The following is a 14,098-nucleotide window of genomic DNA, read 5'->3' on the forward strand; positions in this document are numbered from 1 at the left end:
ATGCGCTTTCTGGCTCTGCTACTGCTGACCCTCTCGATCACTGACGTTGCTCATGCAGCGCCAGCCGAGAACAGCGGCAAACCGCCCAAGGCTTACCTGAGCCTGATCATCGACGACCTGGGCCAGAACCAGGATCGCGACAGCCGCACACTGGCGCTTCCCGGCCCGGTCACCCTGGCGATCATGCCCGACACCCCGCATGCCACCGAGTTTGCCCGCCAAGCTCATCGCGCAGGCAAAACGGTCATGCTGCACATGCCCATGGACCCCGCGACTGGTCCTTACGCCTGGCACCCCGAACTGCCACTGCCCGAGCTGGAAAGCCGTCTCAATGCTGCCCTGCTGAAAGTGCCGTATGCAGCCGGTATCAACAACCACATGGGCAGCCGGATGACCGCCGAGCCGGTCGCCATGACCTGGCTGATGGCCGAGCTACAGCGCCGTCACCTGTTTTTCGTCGACAGCCGCACCAGTGCGAAAACCGTGGCAGCCGCCGAGGCACAGCGTATCGGGCTGGCCAGCGTCTCGCGTGACGTGTTCCTGGACGACGAACGCACTGCAGAAGCCATCACCCGCCAATTGCAGACCGCGATAAAAATCGCCCGCAAATATGGCTCGGCCGTGGTTATCGGCCACCCCTACCCTGTCACGCTGGACGTCCTGGAACGCGAACTGCCCAACCTCAAAGCGCAAGGCGTCGAATGGATCGACCTGCGCAGCATGATCAGCGAACGCGGCAATCAGGCGAGTGCGGCGCATGGCAAGAATGGGGTATATCGCTGATCGCGCCTCTTGCGCGTCAGCACTTTCCATACGCTAAGTCCGACAAATCTACTTTCCGTGTCCACCACCGCTTCTGCCTTGATAAACGTGTCAATTCCGGCTTAAAGGAAGGTGCCCCCAATGACGGGGGCCCAGACACATTTATCAGGGATTGATGATGAAACCGACCATGATGACGGTTGCGTGCTGCATTGCCGCACTGCTGCCTTTTTCCATCCACGCCACACCTGAAGACCTGGGCGAAGGGCTAATGGCTCTCGCACCTTCGACAGCCCTGCTCAACGCCGACGGCTCACGCGACCACTGGAACGGCATAGGCCGTATCGACAGCAGGTCAGGGTCAAACTGTACGGCGACGCTGATCGATAGCCGAAGCGTCGACAGCCCGTCTGACGCGCCCGCCTACGTACTCACCAGCGGCCACTGTATCAATCGTCAGAATGGCGTGATCATCACCGATGGCGAAGTCGAAGGCAGCGTGCAGTTCAATTTCTTTACCGACAGCAAAGCGCGCAGCTATCCATTGAAGCGCGTCAGCTGGAGCAGCATGCAGGGCGTAGACCTGGCGATCGTAGAGCTGCAGCCCACGCTTGAAACGCTCGTCAACGACGGTATTCAGCCGATCAGGCTCGCCAGGGAGATGCCCGAACAGGGTCGCGACATTTTGTGGGTGGGCGCACCGCTCGACAAGGATACCGGGCATCTGCGCATGGCGGCCTGTGTTCACCAGACGTCGGAAGTGATCATGGAGCAGCCTTGGGTCTGGCGTCACACCGTACGCAATCAGTGCCGGGATGTCGGTACGGGCGCGTCCGGCAGTCCGCTGCTGACCCGTGACAACGGCGAGCTCTATGCGGTCATGCACCTCACCAACCAGGCATCTTCAGATACCCCGATCGAAGACCTCAGTGATGAAATACCCGGCTTTCCGCCCATGGTCGCCGACAGCAACTATGGCAACCCGGTCACGCTGTTGAAGAAGTGTTTTGTCAGCGGCACGCTGAGTACGGACCCGGCAGTCTGCGATCTGTTTCCAGCCTTCTCGGTCGATTTCGAAACGCTGGGCAGGCAGCCCGCACAGCATGCCCGGGTGCAACTGGATGCCGAGGGCAGGAATGTCTATCCATCCTGGGACTTGCGCTTCATGGTCGACACGCCCTTGTATCGCTACAAGAAGGTCTATTCGGCCCTGCAGTGCGAAGACCCGGTGGGTTACAGCCATACCATCAGCTCGCAGGACGCGGCCATCGATGCCCCTGTGGACAAACAGATCGGCATCAACTGGCTGTGCATGATCGGTGTGTCATCGGCGGAACAACTCCCCAGTATCGGCCTGATGCGCAACGCACTGACGCTTGCGATAGAGCTGCAACCGGCAGGCCCCACCCCGGCACCGCAAATGGAGATCGGCAAGAACCGATCTGGCGCGACATCGGTCATCTGGTCGCACGAGCACCGGCTGATCGACTACTACACGGCCAAAATGGGCAAGCCGGACACCACCGACTGCTCAGCCTCTGACGGTTTCAAGCCGCAGTTTCGCAATCTGTTATTACGCGCGAAGTCGTTGCCGTTGAAGATCTGCACCTACGCCCACGACATCAACGGCCAGCCATCCGCCTTGCGCGAAGACATCATCCCGTCGCCCACAGCAGGTTGAGCGGCTACTGATAGTGCGCCTTGGCGGCATCGACCCAGCCTTCGGCGCGCATCTGATCGAGGGCTTTTTGCAGGCGTCTGACGATCTCGTCAGGCGTGCTCTTGTTGACTGCCAGGTAAAGTTCGGCGCTGTTGAACCGCAGCGCCGTCTTGAGGCCCGTCACGCCTTCCAGTTTCGCCAGATAGCGGCCCACTGGATCGCCTACTGCCCACAGGTCGATCTGGCCGTTGGCGAGTTTTTTCACGTTATCGCGGTCACGCAACATCAGAATCGGGTTCAAGCCCATGGCTTTCAGACGCTCGCCAATGGCATCGCCCTTGTAGGCGCCGATCCGGTAATCCCTGGCCTGTCCCAGCGACGTCAAGGTGATCGGGCTGTCGCCGCGCGCCAACATGATCCAGTCGTAGGAACCTATCGGGCCGACCCATTTGAAGAGGTTTTCACGTTCGGGCAGGCGGGTCGTGGAAAACACGCCGTAACCGGGCTTTTCCAGGGCCAGTTTGTAGACCCGGTCCCACGGAAAGCGCAGCGTCATGCTGTAGCCGATATTCGCGCGCTTGAACATCTCGCGCACCACCTCGGCGGCGCTACCGTCGATGTTGTTTTCCTGGGCGAAATTCTTGCCGTCGACCGCCATGTTGAACGGCGGGAAGTTCTCGGTCAGCAACACCATGGAATAAGGCGTCGACTCGCTGGCCCGGACACCCTCACTCGACAAGACACCGACCCCGATCAGTGCAAGCAATAGGCGTTTGAACATGTTCCGGCACTCGATCGTGAACGACGCATGCAGAGTGCCGTGAACCCGGCGCACTGTCTAGCACGCTGTCCGGCGATGTCGCTTACAGGCAATAGTCGAATTCCACAGGGCTGAAACAAAGCGAGCGCCGGCTGTTTCAAACCCTTGGCCTGAAACAAGCGGCGCCCGCCTTTATGCGCAGTGACTTAGCGCACGACAATCCCGCGGCTGGCCATGTAAGCCTTGGCCTCGGGGACCGTGTATTCGCCAAAGTGGAAAATACTCGCCGCCAACACAGCGCTGGCATGGCCCTCGATGACGCCGGCAGCCAAGTGCTCGAGGTTGCCGACGCCACCCGAAGCAATCACCGGAATACCCAGCGCATCGCTGATGGCGCGCGTGACGCCCAGGTCGAAGCCGTTCTTCATGCCGTCCTGGTCCATGCTGGTCAGCAGGATTTCGCCAGCGCCCAGGTCTTCCATCTTTTTCGCCCAGAGCACCGCGTCCAGCCCGGTGGGTTTACGCCCGCCGTGGGTGAAGATTTCCCAGCGCGGGGTTTCGCCCGGACCGGAGACCTTCTTGGCATCGATAGCGACCACGATGCACTGCGACCCGAAACGCGCGGCGGCTTCACCGACGAACTCGGGGTTGAACACCGCGGCCGTGTTGATCGAGACTTTGTCGGCACCGGCATTGAGCAGGTTGCGGATGTCCTGCACGGTACGCACGCCGCCGCCAACGGTCAGCGGGATGAACACCTGACTGGCCATGCGCTCGACGGTATGCAGCGTGGTGTCACGGCCATCGACACTGGCGGTGATGTCGAGGAATGTAATTTCGTCGGCACCCTGCTCATCGTAACGACGAGCGATTTCCACCGGATCGCCTGCGTCGCGGATGTTTTCGAACTTGACGCCCTTTACCACTCGACCGTTGTCGACGTCCAGGCAAGGGATAATGCGTTTGGCTAGGGCCACAGGGTCAATCTCCAGCTGTTCAGCGTTGTTCGCGGTCGCAAAGCGCCTGAGCTTCGGCCACATCCAGTGTGCCTTCGTAAATCGCACGGCCGGTGATTGCGCCGATGATGCCCGGAGCCTTCGCATTCAGCAGCGCCTGGATGTCGCCCAGGTTATGGATGCCACCCGAAGCGATCACCGGGATCCGCGTGGCAGCCGCCAATGCCGCGGTGAACGGGATGTTGCAGCCCTGCATCATGCCGTCTTTGGCGATGTCGGTGTAGACAATGGCCGACACGCCATCGGCCTCGAAACGCTTGGCCAGATCGATGACCTGCACCGAGCTGACTTCAGCCCAGCCGTCGGTGGCGACAAAACCGTCCTTGGCATCCAGACCGACAATCACCTTCCCGGGGAACGCACGGCAGGCTTCGGCCACGAACTCGGGCTCCTTGACGGCCTTGGTGCCGATGATGACGTAGCTCACGCCCGCCTTGACGTAATGCTCGATGGTTTCCAGCGAACGGATGCCGCCGCCGATCTGGATCGGCAGGTTCGGGTAGCGTCGAGCGATGGCCGTGACCACATCACCGTTGACCGGCTGACCTTCGAACGCACCGTTCAGATCGACCAGATGCAGACGACGGCAGCCACCCTCGACCCACTTGGCGGCCATGGCCACCGGATCATCGGAGAACACCGTGGAATCTTCCATCCGGCCCTGACGCAGACGGACGCAAGCACCGTCCTTGAGATCGATAGCGGGGATAATCAGCATGCTTATTCCTTGGTCTGAAAGAGCGGCAAGCTGCAAGCGGTTAGCTGCAAGTATGCGTACTCACTGATTCTTGCGGCTTGAAGCTCAACGCTTGAAGCTGCTTTATCTAATTCTTTTCGAGTGCCCACAAGTCACTTTCGATACTCTCGAAGCGCTCCTTGAGCTGCTGCTGAACATCGAAAATGGCGCGATTGTAGTAATGCGGGGCAATCTCGCGCGTGAACAGCTCGAGGACTTCAGCCACTTCGAACGAGCCCAGATCCAGCTCGAAACGCTCTGCGAACAGGCGCTTGAGCTTGTCTATCGCCTGTTGCTCGTGCTCGGGCGAGAGGGTCAGGATCGGCGGCTTGCCCTTGGCTTTGCTCATGTGCTTACCAGCGACCATCCCAGGCGGCGAAGTTCTGCAGCAACTGCAGGCCGTGGGTGTGGCTCTTTTCAGGGTGAAATTGCACGGCAAAACGCGAACCGTCGGCCAGCGCGGCGGCGAAATCGAGGCCGTAATGGCCACGCCCGACCACCTGACGCTGATTGGCAGCATCGATATAGAAACTGTGCACGAAGTAGAAACGCGCCTGGTCCGGAATGTCATGCCACAGCGGATGATCCACCGCCTGAGCGACCTGGTTCCAGCCCATGTGCGGCACTTTCAGGTGCTCGCCTTCCTCATGCAGGTCCTTGCCGAAGAACTTTACCTGGCCGGGAAACATGCCGATGCAGTCCACGCCGCCGTTCTCTTCGCTGCTGTCGAGCAACGCCTGCATGCCGACGCAGATCCCCAGAAACGGGCGATCCTGGCTCACTTCCTGAACCAGCGAATCAAAGCCCAGACGGCGAATCTCGGCCATGCAGTCGCGAATCGCGCCCACACCCGGAAAGACGATGCGGTCGGCTTCGCGAATCACCTTGGCGTCACTGGTAATCAGCACACGGCCTGCGCCCACATGCTCCAGCGCCTTGGCGACAGAGTGCAGGTTGCCCATGCCGTAATCGATGACCGCAACTGTCTGCATCAGAGCACACCCTTGGTGGATGGCATCTGCCCGGCCATACGCTCATCCAGCTCGACCGCCATGCGCAGCGCACGACCGAAAGCCTTGAACACGGTCTCGATCTGGTGGTGAGTGTTGGTGCCACGCAGGTTGTCGATGTGCAGCGTCACGTTCGCGTGGTTGACGAAGCCCTGGAAGAACTCCTGAAACAGGTCCACATCGAAGCCGCCTACGGTGGCGCGGGTATACGGCACATGCATCTGCAGGCCCGGACGCCCGGAGAAGTCGATGACCACGCGCGACAGCGCTTCGTCGAGCGGCACGTAGGCGTGGCCGTAACGTCGAATGCCCTTCTTGTCGCCGATCGCCTGGCTTAACGCCTGGCCCACGGTGATACCGACGTCTTCCACCGTGTGGTGATCGTCGATTGCCAGGTCGCCCTTGCATTCGATGTCCAGATCGATCAGCCCGTGCCGGGCGATCTGGTCGAGCATGTGCTCAAGGAAAGGCACGCCGATATCGAATCGGGCCTTTCCGGTACCATCCAGGTTGATCGAGGCTTTGATCTGGGTTTCCAGAGTATTGCGCTCGACGTACGCCTTACGTTCGGCCATCACCAGCTCCGCAAAATCATTGGGCGAAAAAAAGGCGAGCATTATAGGCCCAGAAGCGCCCGCCATGAAGCAAACAGACGACCAGCAGGGTATTTAACGGGCGAAGAGGCTCGCGATTGCGTCACATACCTTGTCGATATTCCCTTCATTCAAACCTGCCATGCACACCCGGCCACTGCGCAGCATGTAAATGCCGTGAACATCTTTCAGTTCGTCGACCTGCTGCGGGGTCAGACCGGTGTAGCTGAACATCCCGTTCTGCCTGAGGATAAAGCTGAAATCGTGGCCGGAGACCTTCTGCGCCAGCACCTCGACCAGACGCGTGCGCATGTCGATGATACGCAGGCGCATGGCCTCGACTTCACCCAGCCACTGCTCGCGCAAGTGCGGCGTGTTGAGCACTTTCGAGACCAGGAAGGCACCATGCGCAGGCGGGCTGGAGTAGTTGCGGCGCACGGTCGCCTTGAGCTGGCCGAACACGTTGGCCGCGGACGCCGCGTCTTCACAGACCACCGACAGCCCGCCTACCCGCTCGCCATACAGCGAGAAGATTTTCGAGAATGAGTTGCTGACCAGCGTTGTGATACCTGCGTTGGCCATCGCCCGGATTGCATAGACGTCTTCGTCGATGCCTTTGCCGAAGCCCTGATAGGCGATATCCAGGAAGGCGATGAGCTGACGATCCTTGATCACGTCGATCAGGCGGTCCCATTGCGCCACCGTCAGATCGGCACCGGTCGGGTTATGGCAGCACGGGTGCAGCAGGAGAATGCTCTGCGCCGGCAGCCCCTGTACCGTGTCGAGCATGGCCTCGAACCTGACGCCGCCGGTCTGGGCATCGAAGTACGGGTACGCGTTGACCTTGAAGCCCGCCCCGCCGAACAGCGCGTTATGGTTTTCCCAGGTCGGGTCACTGACCCAGACCTGTGAGTCCGGAAACGCATACTTGAGGAAGTCGGCACCTATCTTCAGCGCGCCCGAGCCGCCCACGGTTTGAATGGTGGCGACGCGGCCTGCCTGAACCAGCGGGTGATCGGCACCGAACAACAGGGTTTGCACCGCCTGCCGATACGCTGCCAGGCCTTCCATCGGCAAGTACACAGACGCTGCCTGTTCGCCTTCGGCCAGTTGCTGTTGCGCCGTTGCTACGCATGCCAACTGCGGGATGCGGCCCTGTGCGTCGTAATACAGGCCGATGCTCAGATTGACCTTGTCCGCCCGCGAGTCCTTGCCAAAGGTCTCCATCAGCGAAAGGATCGGATCACCGGCGTATGACTCCACGTGGGCTAGCATGCAAACAACTCCTTCGGGCAATAAAATCAGGGCTGACTAATGTAGCAGCGTATGCACCGGAACGGGCAGTGCATCGAGTACATAGGGTCAACTGAATATGACTATCGCGACGAATAAAATCCGGACGCGATGATCAAAAGCGCAGCGCACCAAAACCCAGGCAAAAAAAAGCGCCTGCACCGAGGTGCAAGCGCTTTTCTGTTACCGGCAGGCTTTTAGTGGAACAGCACTGCGGTTTTTTGCAGGGTAATCCAGACGCCCCATGCCAGCGGGATGCCTACGGCCAGCCAGGCCGCGATGACCAATGGCTTGCTGCCTGCGGATGCTTTCCACTCCAGCGAAGTCGTGGCGTTGGCACCCTTGTCGTGACCGATGGCTTGTTCAGCCGCCAGTTCGGCGTCGGTCATGAAGTACTTGTCGGCAACCGGGCGAATCAGCAGGTTACAGATAAAGCCCAGCACCAGCAGACCCGACAGGATGTACAGGGTGATGTCGTAGGCGTCGGCACGTGCAACACCGTGGGCGAGTTGGTACTCACGCAGGTAGTTGACCAATACCGGACCCAGCACACCGGCCGCAGCCCAAGCAGTCAGCAGACGACCGTGGATCGCACCGACCATCTGTGTACCGAACAGGTCAGCCAGATAAGCCGGAACCGTCGCAAAACCGCCACCGTACATCGACAGCACGATACAGAACGCGGCCACGAACAACGCGATGCTACCCATATGGCTCAGGGTCGGAACCGACGCATAAAGCAGGAAGCCCAGTGCGAAGAATACGAAGTAAGTTGCCTTGCGACCGATGAAGTCCGAGCACGAAGCCCAGAAGAAACGACCGCCGATGTTGAACAGACTCAACAGACCCGTGAAGCCGGCTGCGATCGCAGCAATGGCTTTCAGCTGGTCGGCATTGAGCTGGCTGAAGGTCAGGTCGACGCCCAGCAGTTTGCCAGCGAAGACTTCCTGCAGCAGCGGCGAAGCCATGCCCAGGATGCCGATACCGGCCGATACGTTTAGGCACAGCACCAGCCAGACCAGACGGAACTGCGGTGTCTTCCAGGCCACGCTGACGTGCACGTGACGGTTGGTGATCATCGAGTTCTTGGCCTTGGCAGCCGGAGCGGTCCAGCCCTCAGGCTTCCAGCCGGTTGGCGGAACGCGATAGCCCAGTGCACCGCCGATCATGAAGATGAAGTAAATCACCGCCATCACCACGAAGCTCTGCCATACGCCCACGCTTTCAGCCGAAGCGAAGTGACCCATCAGAGCCGTAGCCAGCGGTGCACCCACCATCGCGCCGCCGCCAAAGCCCATGATCGCCATCCCGGTCGCCATGCCGCGCTTGTCCGGGAACCACTTGATCAGGGTCGATACCGGGGAGATATAGCCCAACCCCAGACCAATACCGCCGATTACGCCCGAGCCCAGCCACATCAGCCAGATCTGGTGCGTATAAATGCCCAGTGCGGAAATCAGCAAGCCACCGCACCAGCAGAGGGCCGAAACCACACCCGCCTTGCGTGGACCTGCGTGCTCCAGCCAGCCACCCCAAATGGCAGCCGAGCAACCCAGGAAGATGAAAAACAGTGTGTAGATCCAGCCCAGCATGGAGATCTGCCAGTCACAGGTCGACGCGAACATCTGCGCGAAAAAACCCATGTCCGGTGTGCAAGCGACAGGTGCCGTAACACCGATAGCCTTCGACAGCGGCAACCAGAATACCGAGAAGCCGTAAGCCATACCGATACAAAGATGGATGGCCAATGCTGCAGGTGGAACAAGCCAACGGTTGAAACCTGGCTTGGCGATAATGCGCTCTTTGGACAAGAACGCAGGCTGAACGGCATCGCCGCCCAAGGCTGTGCTTGTGCTCATTATAATTACCCCAATGTGTGAAGCTCGCAGATGGTCCGCTGGTCCGCCACAGACTCAGTGCCGAGCGGCCATGTCTGTTTTATCGGCAGGTTATTCAGATACGTGACAAAAAGACGCACCCGACCCAGCAAAAACGGAGACTATCACTCTCTGATGGCAAATAAGCATCTCGTCATATGCTTTTTATTGTCTATTTTCGCAAGTTAATCCACGTGCTCTATCGAGCCATAGATACAACCAATTAAGCACTCACGAAAACCTGTCTTGAGCTTAGTTGGACCGGCACCTGCGTGGTGTTCGGCCGGCTTGCGAAGATTCGGAAGATATATCGCGACAAGACCACTCGCACTTTTCATCGGTTCCCAAACGTAGTGGCGCACGGTGCCAGCGTCCCGAACCGGAGGCTAGATAGCAATAACGGTATCCGCAGCCCGGTCGGCTCGTCAGAGCGGTATACTCGTGGGCTATTTTTGAACATCGACACAAGGACTCGCCCATGAAAGCGTTCGGCAAAATCCTGGGGCTGTTTATTCTCGGGTTGTTGCTGATCATCGTGGCTCTCGGCTTTGCCCTGACCCACCTGTTTGATCCCAACGACTACAAAGACGAGATTCGCCAGCTGGCACGCGACAAGGCCAACGTCGAGCTGACGCTCAATGGCGATATCGGCTGGAGCCTGTTTCCCTGGCTCGGCCTGGAATTGCACGACGCCCATGTCGCCACCCTGACCGCTCCCGATCAGCCGTTCGCCGATGTGCAGATGCTTGGCCTGTCCGTTCGCGTCCTGCCACTGCTTCGTCGCCAGGTACAGATGAGCGACATTCGCGTCGAAGGCCTGAACCTGACCCTGCACCGCGATGAAAACGGTCATGGCAACTGGGAAGACATCGGCAAGCCTGTCGTGGCAAGCACTGAAGCACCTGGCGAGACAACGCCAGCCCCGGCTGCGGACGCACCCAAAGCGGATCGCCCATCCCAGCCAATTCGCCTGGATATCGACAGCCTGACCGTCAACAACGCCCGCGTGGATTACAGCGATGCCCGAAAAGGCCGGACCTTCATGGCCGAGAGCATTCAGCTGAGTACCGGGCCGATTCGTGAGGCGTCCGATATCCCGATCAAACTGACGGCGTTCCTGAGCACCAACCAGCCCGTTGTGCGCGCCAAGACCGAGCTGGTCGGCGCATTGCGCATGGATCGCGTGCTCAAGCGTTATCAGTTCGAAGACATGCGCCTGTCCGGTGAAGTCGCCGGCGAGCCGCTGCAAGGCAAGACCGTGACCTTCTCGGCGCAGGGCCAGTTGCTGGTCGACCTGGCCGCCAACATCGCTGAATGGAACAGCCTCAAAGTCTCGGCCAACCAGTTGCGTGCACTCGGCGAACTGCGTGCCCGCGATCTGGACAAAACGCCGCAGATCAGCGGCGGCCTGTCCATTGCCCAGCTTGATCTGCGCGCGTTCTTCGAGAACATCGGCCAGCCGTTGCCGGCCATGTCAGAGGGCGCGCTGAGCAAGGTTGAAATGGTCACGCGCCTGGCGGGTACGCCTACCAGCCTTGCGCTGGAAAACCTCAACCTGAAAGTCGACGACAGCACCTTCACGGGTCGCATCGCGGTGGACGACTTCGCCAAACAGGCGCTGCGTGTCCAGCTCAAGGGCGATACCTTCGACGCCGACCGCTACCGTCCGGCTGAAAGCGAAGAAAGCAAAGGTGCCAAGGCCGCGCGCAAATCCGAGGTACAGTCCGGTGAAGCCGCCGCCGCTGCGGGCGACTCGCCGCTCCCCGAACAACCCACCAAGGCCGCCTGGAGCACTGCCAGGCTGCTGCCGCTGGAGCGCTTGCGTGCGCTGGATGTCGAGGCTGATCTGAGCTTCGGCAAATTGACCCTGAACAAACTGCCTATCGACAACGCAGCGCTCAAGACCCAGGCCAATGCTGGTCTTATCAAGGTCGATACGCTGAGTGGCGATCTGTACAACGGCAACTTCGAGGTCAAGGGCAATCTGGACGCGCGTCCGGACACGCCAGTGGCCACGGTGCAGACGCGCATTGCCAAGGTACCGGTCGAACGCATTCTGGAAAGCCAGGGCCAGACACCTCCGGTGCGTGGCCTGCTGAACCTCGACAGCAACCTGACCGGCACAGGCAACAGCGAAAAAGCCCTGATCGACAGCCTGAACGGCACCGCCAGCTTTGCGCTCAATAACGGCGTACTGGTCAATGCCAACCTGGAGCAGCAACTGTGCAAGGGTATTTCGATCCTCAACCGCAAGACGCTTAGCGGCGAACCGCGCGCCAAGGACACTCCTTTCCAGCAGCTCAACGGCAATCTGGTGATACGCAATGGCGTCGCCAGCAACCCGGACCTCAAGGTCCGTACGCCGGGCATGGCTGTCAACGGTAACGGCGACGTCGACCTGCGCGTTCTGGGCATGAACTACCGCGTTGGCATCATCGTCGAAGGCGACAAGAGCGACATGCCCGACCCGGCCTGCGAGATCAACCCGCGCTTTGTCGGCATCGAGTGGCCGGTGCAGTGCCGTGGCCCGCTGGAACTGGGCGCCAAGGCCTGCCGTCTGGACAAGGAAGGCGTCGGCCAGATCGCTGCGAAACTGGCGGGCGACCGGATCAGCGAGAAGCTTGAGGACAAGCTGAACGACAAACTCGGTGACAAGGTCAGCCCCGAGCTCAAGGACGCCCTCAAGGGACTGTTCAAACGCTAGGGCAACGTGAACTGCTCAGGAGCGCCCTCGCGGCGCTCCATTTAATATCCCGACTCACATCTCGACGAGAGCCCTCCAGGCCATGCAACCCGAACAATTCTCCAGCGCCGTGCTGGACTGGTACGACCGTCATGGCCGACATGACCTGCCCTGGCAACAAGACATCACGCCGTACCGGGTCTGGGTATCGGAAATCATGCTGCAGCAGACCCAGGTCAGCACCGTTCTGAGCTATTTCGACCGCTTCATGGAGGCCCTGCCGAGCGTGCAGGCGCTGGCCGAAGCGCCCGAGGACGAAGTGCTGCACCTATGGACCGGGCTGGGTTACTACACCCGCGCCCGCAACCTGCAGAAAACGGCAAAAATCGTCGTCGCCGATCATGGCGGCGAGTTTCCCCGCGATGTCGAAAAACTCATCCTGCTGCCCGGCATCGGCCTGTCCACCGCAGGCGCGATTGCCAGCCTGAGCATGGGCATTCGCGCGCCAATCCTCGATGGCAACGTCAAACGCGTGCTGGCGCGCTTCACCGCGCAAGAGGGCTACCCTGGCGAACCGAAGGTGGCCAAACAGCTGTGGGCCACCGCTGAACGCTTCACGCCGCACAGCCGGGTCAACAACTACACCCAGGCGATGATGGACCTGGGGGCCACACTCTGCACCCGCAGCAAACCCAGCTGCCTGCTCTGCCCGCTGGAGCGCAGTTGTGAGGCGCACATGCTGGGCCTGGAAACGCGCTACCCGATCCCCAAGCCGCGCAAGACCGTGCCGCAGAAACGCACGCTCATGCCGATGCTCGCCAACGAAGACGGCGCGATCCTGCTTTATCGCCGCCCTTCCAGCGGCTTGTGGGGCGGCCTGTGGAGCCTGCCGGAACTGGATGACTTCGATGACCTTCAGCACCTGGCCACGCAACACGCGCTGCAACTGGGCGAGCACCATGAACTGCCGGGACTTATCCACACCTTCAGCCACTTCCAGTTGAGCATCGAACCCTGGCTGGTCAAGGTCCGCGAGTCCGCCGATCACGTGGCCGAGGCCGACTGGCTCTGGTATAACCTCGCCACCCCGCCACGCCTGGGCCTTGCTGCCCCGGTGAAAAAGCTGCTCAAACGCGCAGCCGACGTATTGAACGCAGGAGAGTCGTCATGACCCGCACCGTAATGTGCCGCAAATACAAAGAAAAACTGCCCGGCCTGGAACGCGCCCCGTATCCGGGTGCCAAGGGCGAAGACATCTTCAACCACGTCTCGCAGAAAGCCTGGGCCGATTGGCAGAAACACCAGACCCTGCTGATCAACGAACGCCGCCTGAACATGATGAACGCCGAAGACCGCAAATTCCTCCAGACCGAGATGGACAAGTTTCTCTCGGGCGAAGAATACGCCCAGGCCGAAGGCTACGTTCCCCCCGAAAAATAAAGCGTTTCACGCAGTGAAGGTCGTAAGCGTCGGTAATAATTCAAATTTTTTAAAAAACACGCTTGACGACCTCCTGAAAAACACGTCTAATGCGCCCCGTTGCCCAGATAGCTCAGTCGGTAGAGCAGGGGATTGAAAATCCCCGTGTCGGCGGTTCGATTCCGTCTCTGGGCACCACCTTCCGTTTTCAGGTGATGCCAAGCACACCTGAAAGCACACAAAAAGCCCGCCTCGTGCGGGCTTTTTGCTGTCCGGGGTTTCCAAACGC

13 protein-coding genes and 1 tRNA gene are annotated in these 14,098 nt (G+C 60.1%); 6 read left to right on the forward strand and 8 right to left on the reverse strand.

The window, feature by feature from the left end; all coding sequences use genetic code 11:
* Window positions 1-783, forward strand: a complete 783-nt coding sequence (locus tag JOE39_RS18380; protein ID WP_210078513.1) for a divergent polysaccharide deacetylase family protein — start codon at window positions 1-3, stop codon at window positions 781-783.
* Window positions 784-940: 157 nt separating this feature from the next.
* Window positions 941-2,443, forward strand: coding sequence for a serine protease (locus tag JOE39_RS18385; protein WP_210078669.1), 1,503 nt, complete (start codon window positions 941-943; stop codon window positions 2,441-2,443).
* A gap of 4 nt (window positions 2,444-2,447) precedes the next feature.
* Here the strand turns inward: JOE39_RS18385 and JOE39_RS18390 are convergent, their stop codons facing one another.
* The 8 genes from JOE39_RS18390 to JOE39_RS18425 form a co-directional block, all read right to left on the reverse strand.
* Window positions 2,448-3,203: an ABC transporter substrate-binding protein gene (locus JOE39_RS18390; protein ID WP_065093475.1), complete on the reverse strand. Its 756-nt coding sequence runs from the start codon at window positions 3,201-3,203 to the stop codon at window positions 2,448-2,450.
* Window positions 3,204-3,388: 185 nt separating this feature from the next.
* Window positions 3,389-4,159 (reverse strand): imidazole glycerol phosphate synthase subunit HisF, encoded by a 771-nt coding sequence (gene hisF / locus JOE39_RS18395; RefSeq protein WP_002551458.1) that lies wholly within the window; start codon window positions 4,157-4,159, stop codon window positions 3,389-3,391.
* A 19-nt stretch (window positions 4,160-4,178) separates the two neighbouring features.
* Window positions 4,179-4,916 carry a 1-(5-phosphoribosyl)-5-[(5-phosphoribosylamino)methylideneamino]imidazole-4-carboxamide isomerase gene (gene hisA / locus JOE39_RS18400; protein WP_003372206.1) on the reverse strand — a complete coding sequence of 246 codons (738 nt, stop codon included), beginning with the start codon at window positions 4,914-4,916 and terminating at the stop codon, window positions 4,179-4,181.
* A 106-nt stretch (window positions 4,917-5,022) separates the two neighbouring features.
* On the reverse strand, window positions 5,023-5,283 hold the full coding sequence (locus tag JOE39_RS18405; protein ID WP_003342219.1) for a DUF2164 domain-containing protein: 261 nt from the start codon (window positions 5,281-5,283) through the stop codon (window positions 5,023-5,025).
* Between the two features lie 4 nt (window positions 5,284-5,287).
* The gene (gene hisH / locus JOE39_RS18410; RefSeq protein WP_003318304.1) at window positions 5,288-5,926 is read right to left on the reverse strand and encodes an imidazole glycerol phosphate synthase subunit HisH; all 639 of its coding nucleotides are present in this window, start codon (window positions 5,924-5,926) and stop codon (window positions 5,288-5,290) included.
* Window positions 5,926-6,519 (reverse strand): imidazoleglycerol-phosphate dehydratase HisB, encoded by a 594-nt coding sequence (hisB, locus tag JOE39_RS18415; protein WP_044310217.1) that lies wholly within the window; start codon window positions 6,517-6,519, stop codon window positions 5,926-5,928. Before hisB ends, hisH begins: the two co-directional genes overlap by 1 nt.
* A 93-nt stretch (window positions 6,520-6,612) precedes the next feature.
* On the reverse strand, window positions 6,613-7,812 hold the full coding sequence (locus JOE39_RS18420) for an amino acid aminotransferase (protein ID WP_004415446.1): 1,200 nt from the start codon (window positions 7,810-7,812) through the stop codon (window positions 6,613-6,615).
* Between the two features lie 215 nt (window positions 7,813-8,027).
* Window positions 8,028-9,689, reverse strand: a complete 1,662-nt coding sequence (locus tag JOE39_RS18425; RefSeq protein WP_210078512.1) for an OFA family MFS transporter — start codon at window positions 9,687-9,689, stop codon at window positions 8,028-8,030.
* Between the two features lie 496 nt (window positions 9,690-10,185).
* Here JOE39_RS18425 and JOE39_RS18430 point away from each other — a divergent pair, with 496 nt between their 5' ends.
* The 4 genes from JOE39_RS18430 to JOE39_RS18445 all read left to right on the forward strand — a co-directional run bounded on the left by JOE39_RS18430 (window position 10,186) and on the right by JOE39_RS18445 (window position 14,007).
* Window positions 10,186-12,411 (forward strand): AsmA family protein, encoded by a 2,226-nt coding sequence (locus JOE39_RS18430; protein WP_210078511.1) that lies wholly within the window; start codon window positions 10,186-10,188, stop codon window positions 12,409-12,411.
* 82 nt (window positions 12,412-12,493) lie between these two features.
* Window positions 12,494-13,561 (forward strand): A/G-specific adenine glycosylase, encoded by a 1,068-nt coding sequence (gene mutY, locus JOE39_RS18435; RefSeq protein WP_004415441.1) that lies wholly within the window; start codon window positions 12,494-12,496, stop codon window positions 13,559-13,561.
* Window positions 13,558-13,830: an oxidative damage protection protein gene (locus JOE39_RS18440; protein ID WP_024677940.1), complete on the forward strand. Its 273-nt coding sequence runs from the start codon at window positions 13,558-13,560 to the stop codon at window positions 13,828-13,830. The genes mutY and JOE39_RS18440 overlap by 4 nt, the downstream gene beginning before the upstream one ends.
* A gap of 101 nt (window positions 13,831-13,931) precedes the next feature.
* Window positions 13,932-14,007, forward strand: a tRNA-Phe gene (locus JOE39_RS18445).
* Window positions 14,008-14,098 lie beyond the last annotated feature (91 nt).

Source organism: Pseudomonas sp. PvP100 (genome assembly GCF_017833055.1).
Lineage (GTDB): Bacteria > Pseudomonadota > Gammaproteobacteria > Pseudomonadales > Pseudomonadaceae > Aquipseudomonas > Aquipseudomonas syringae.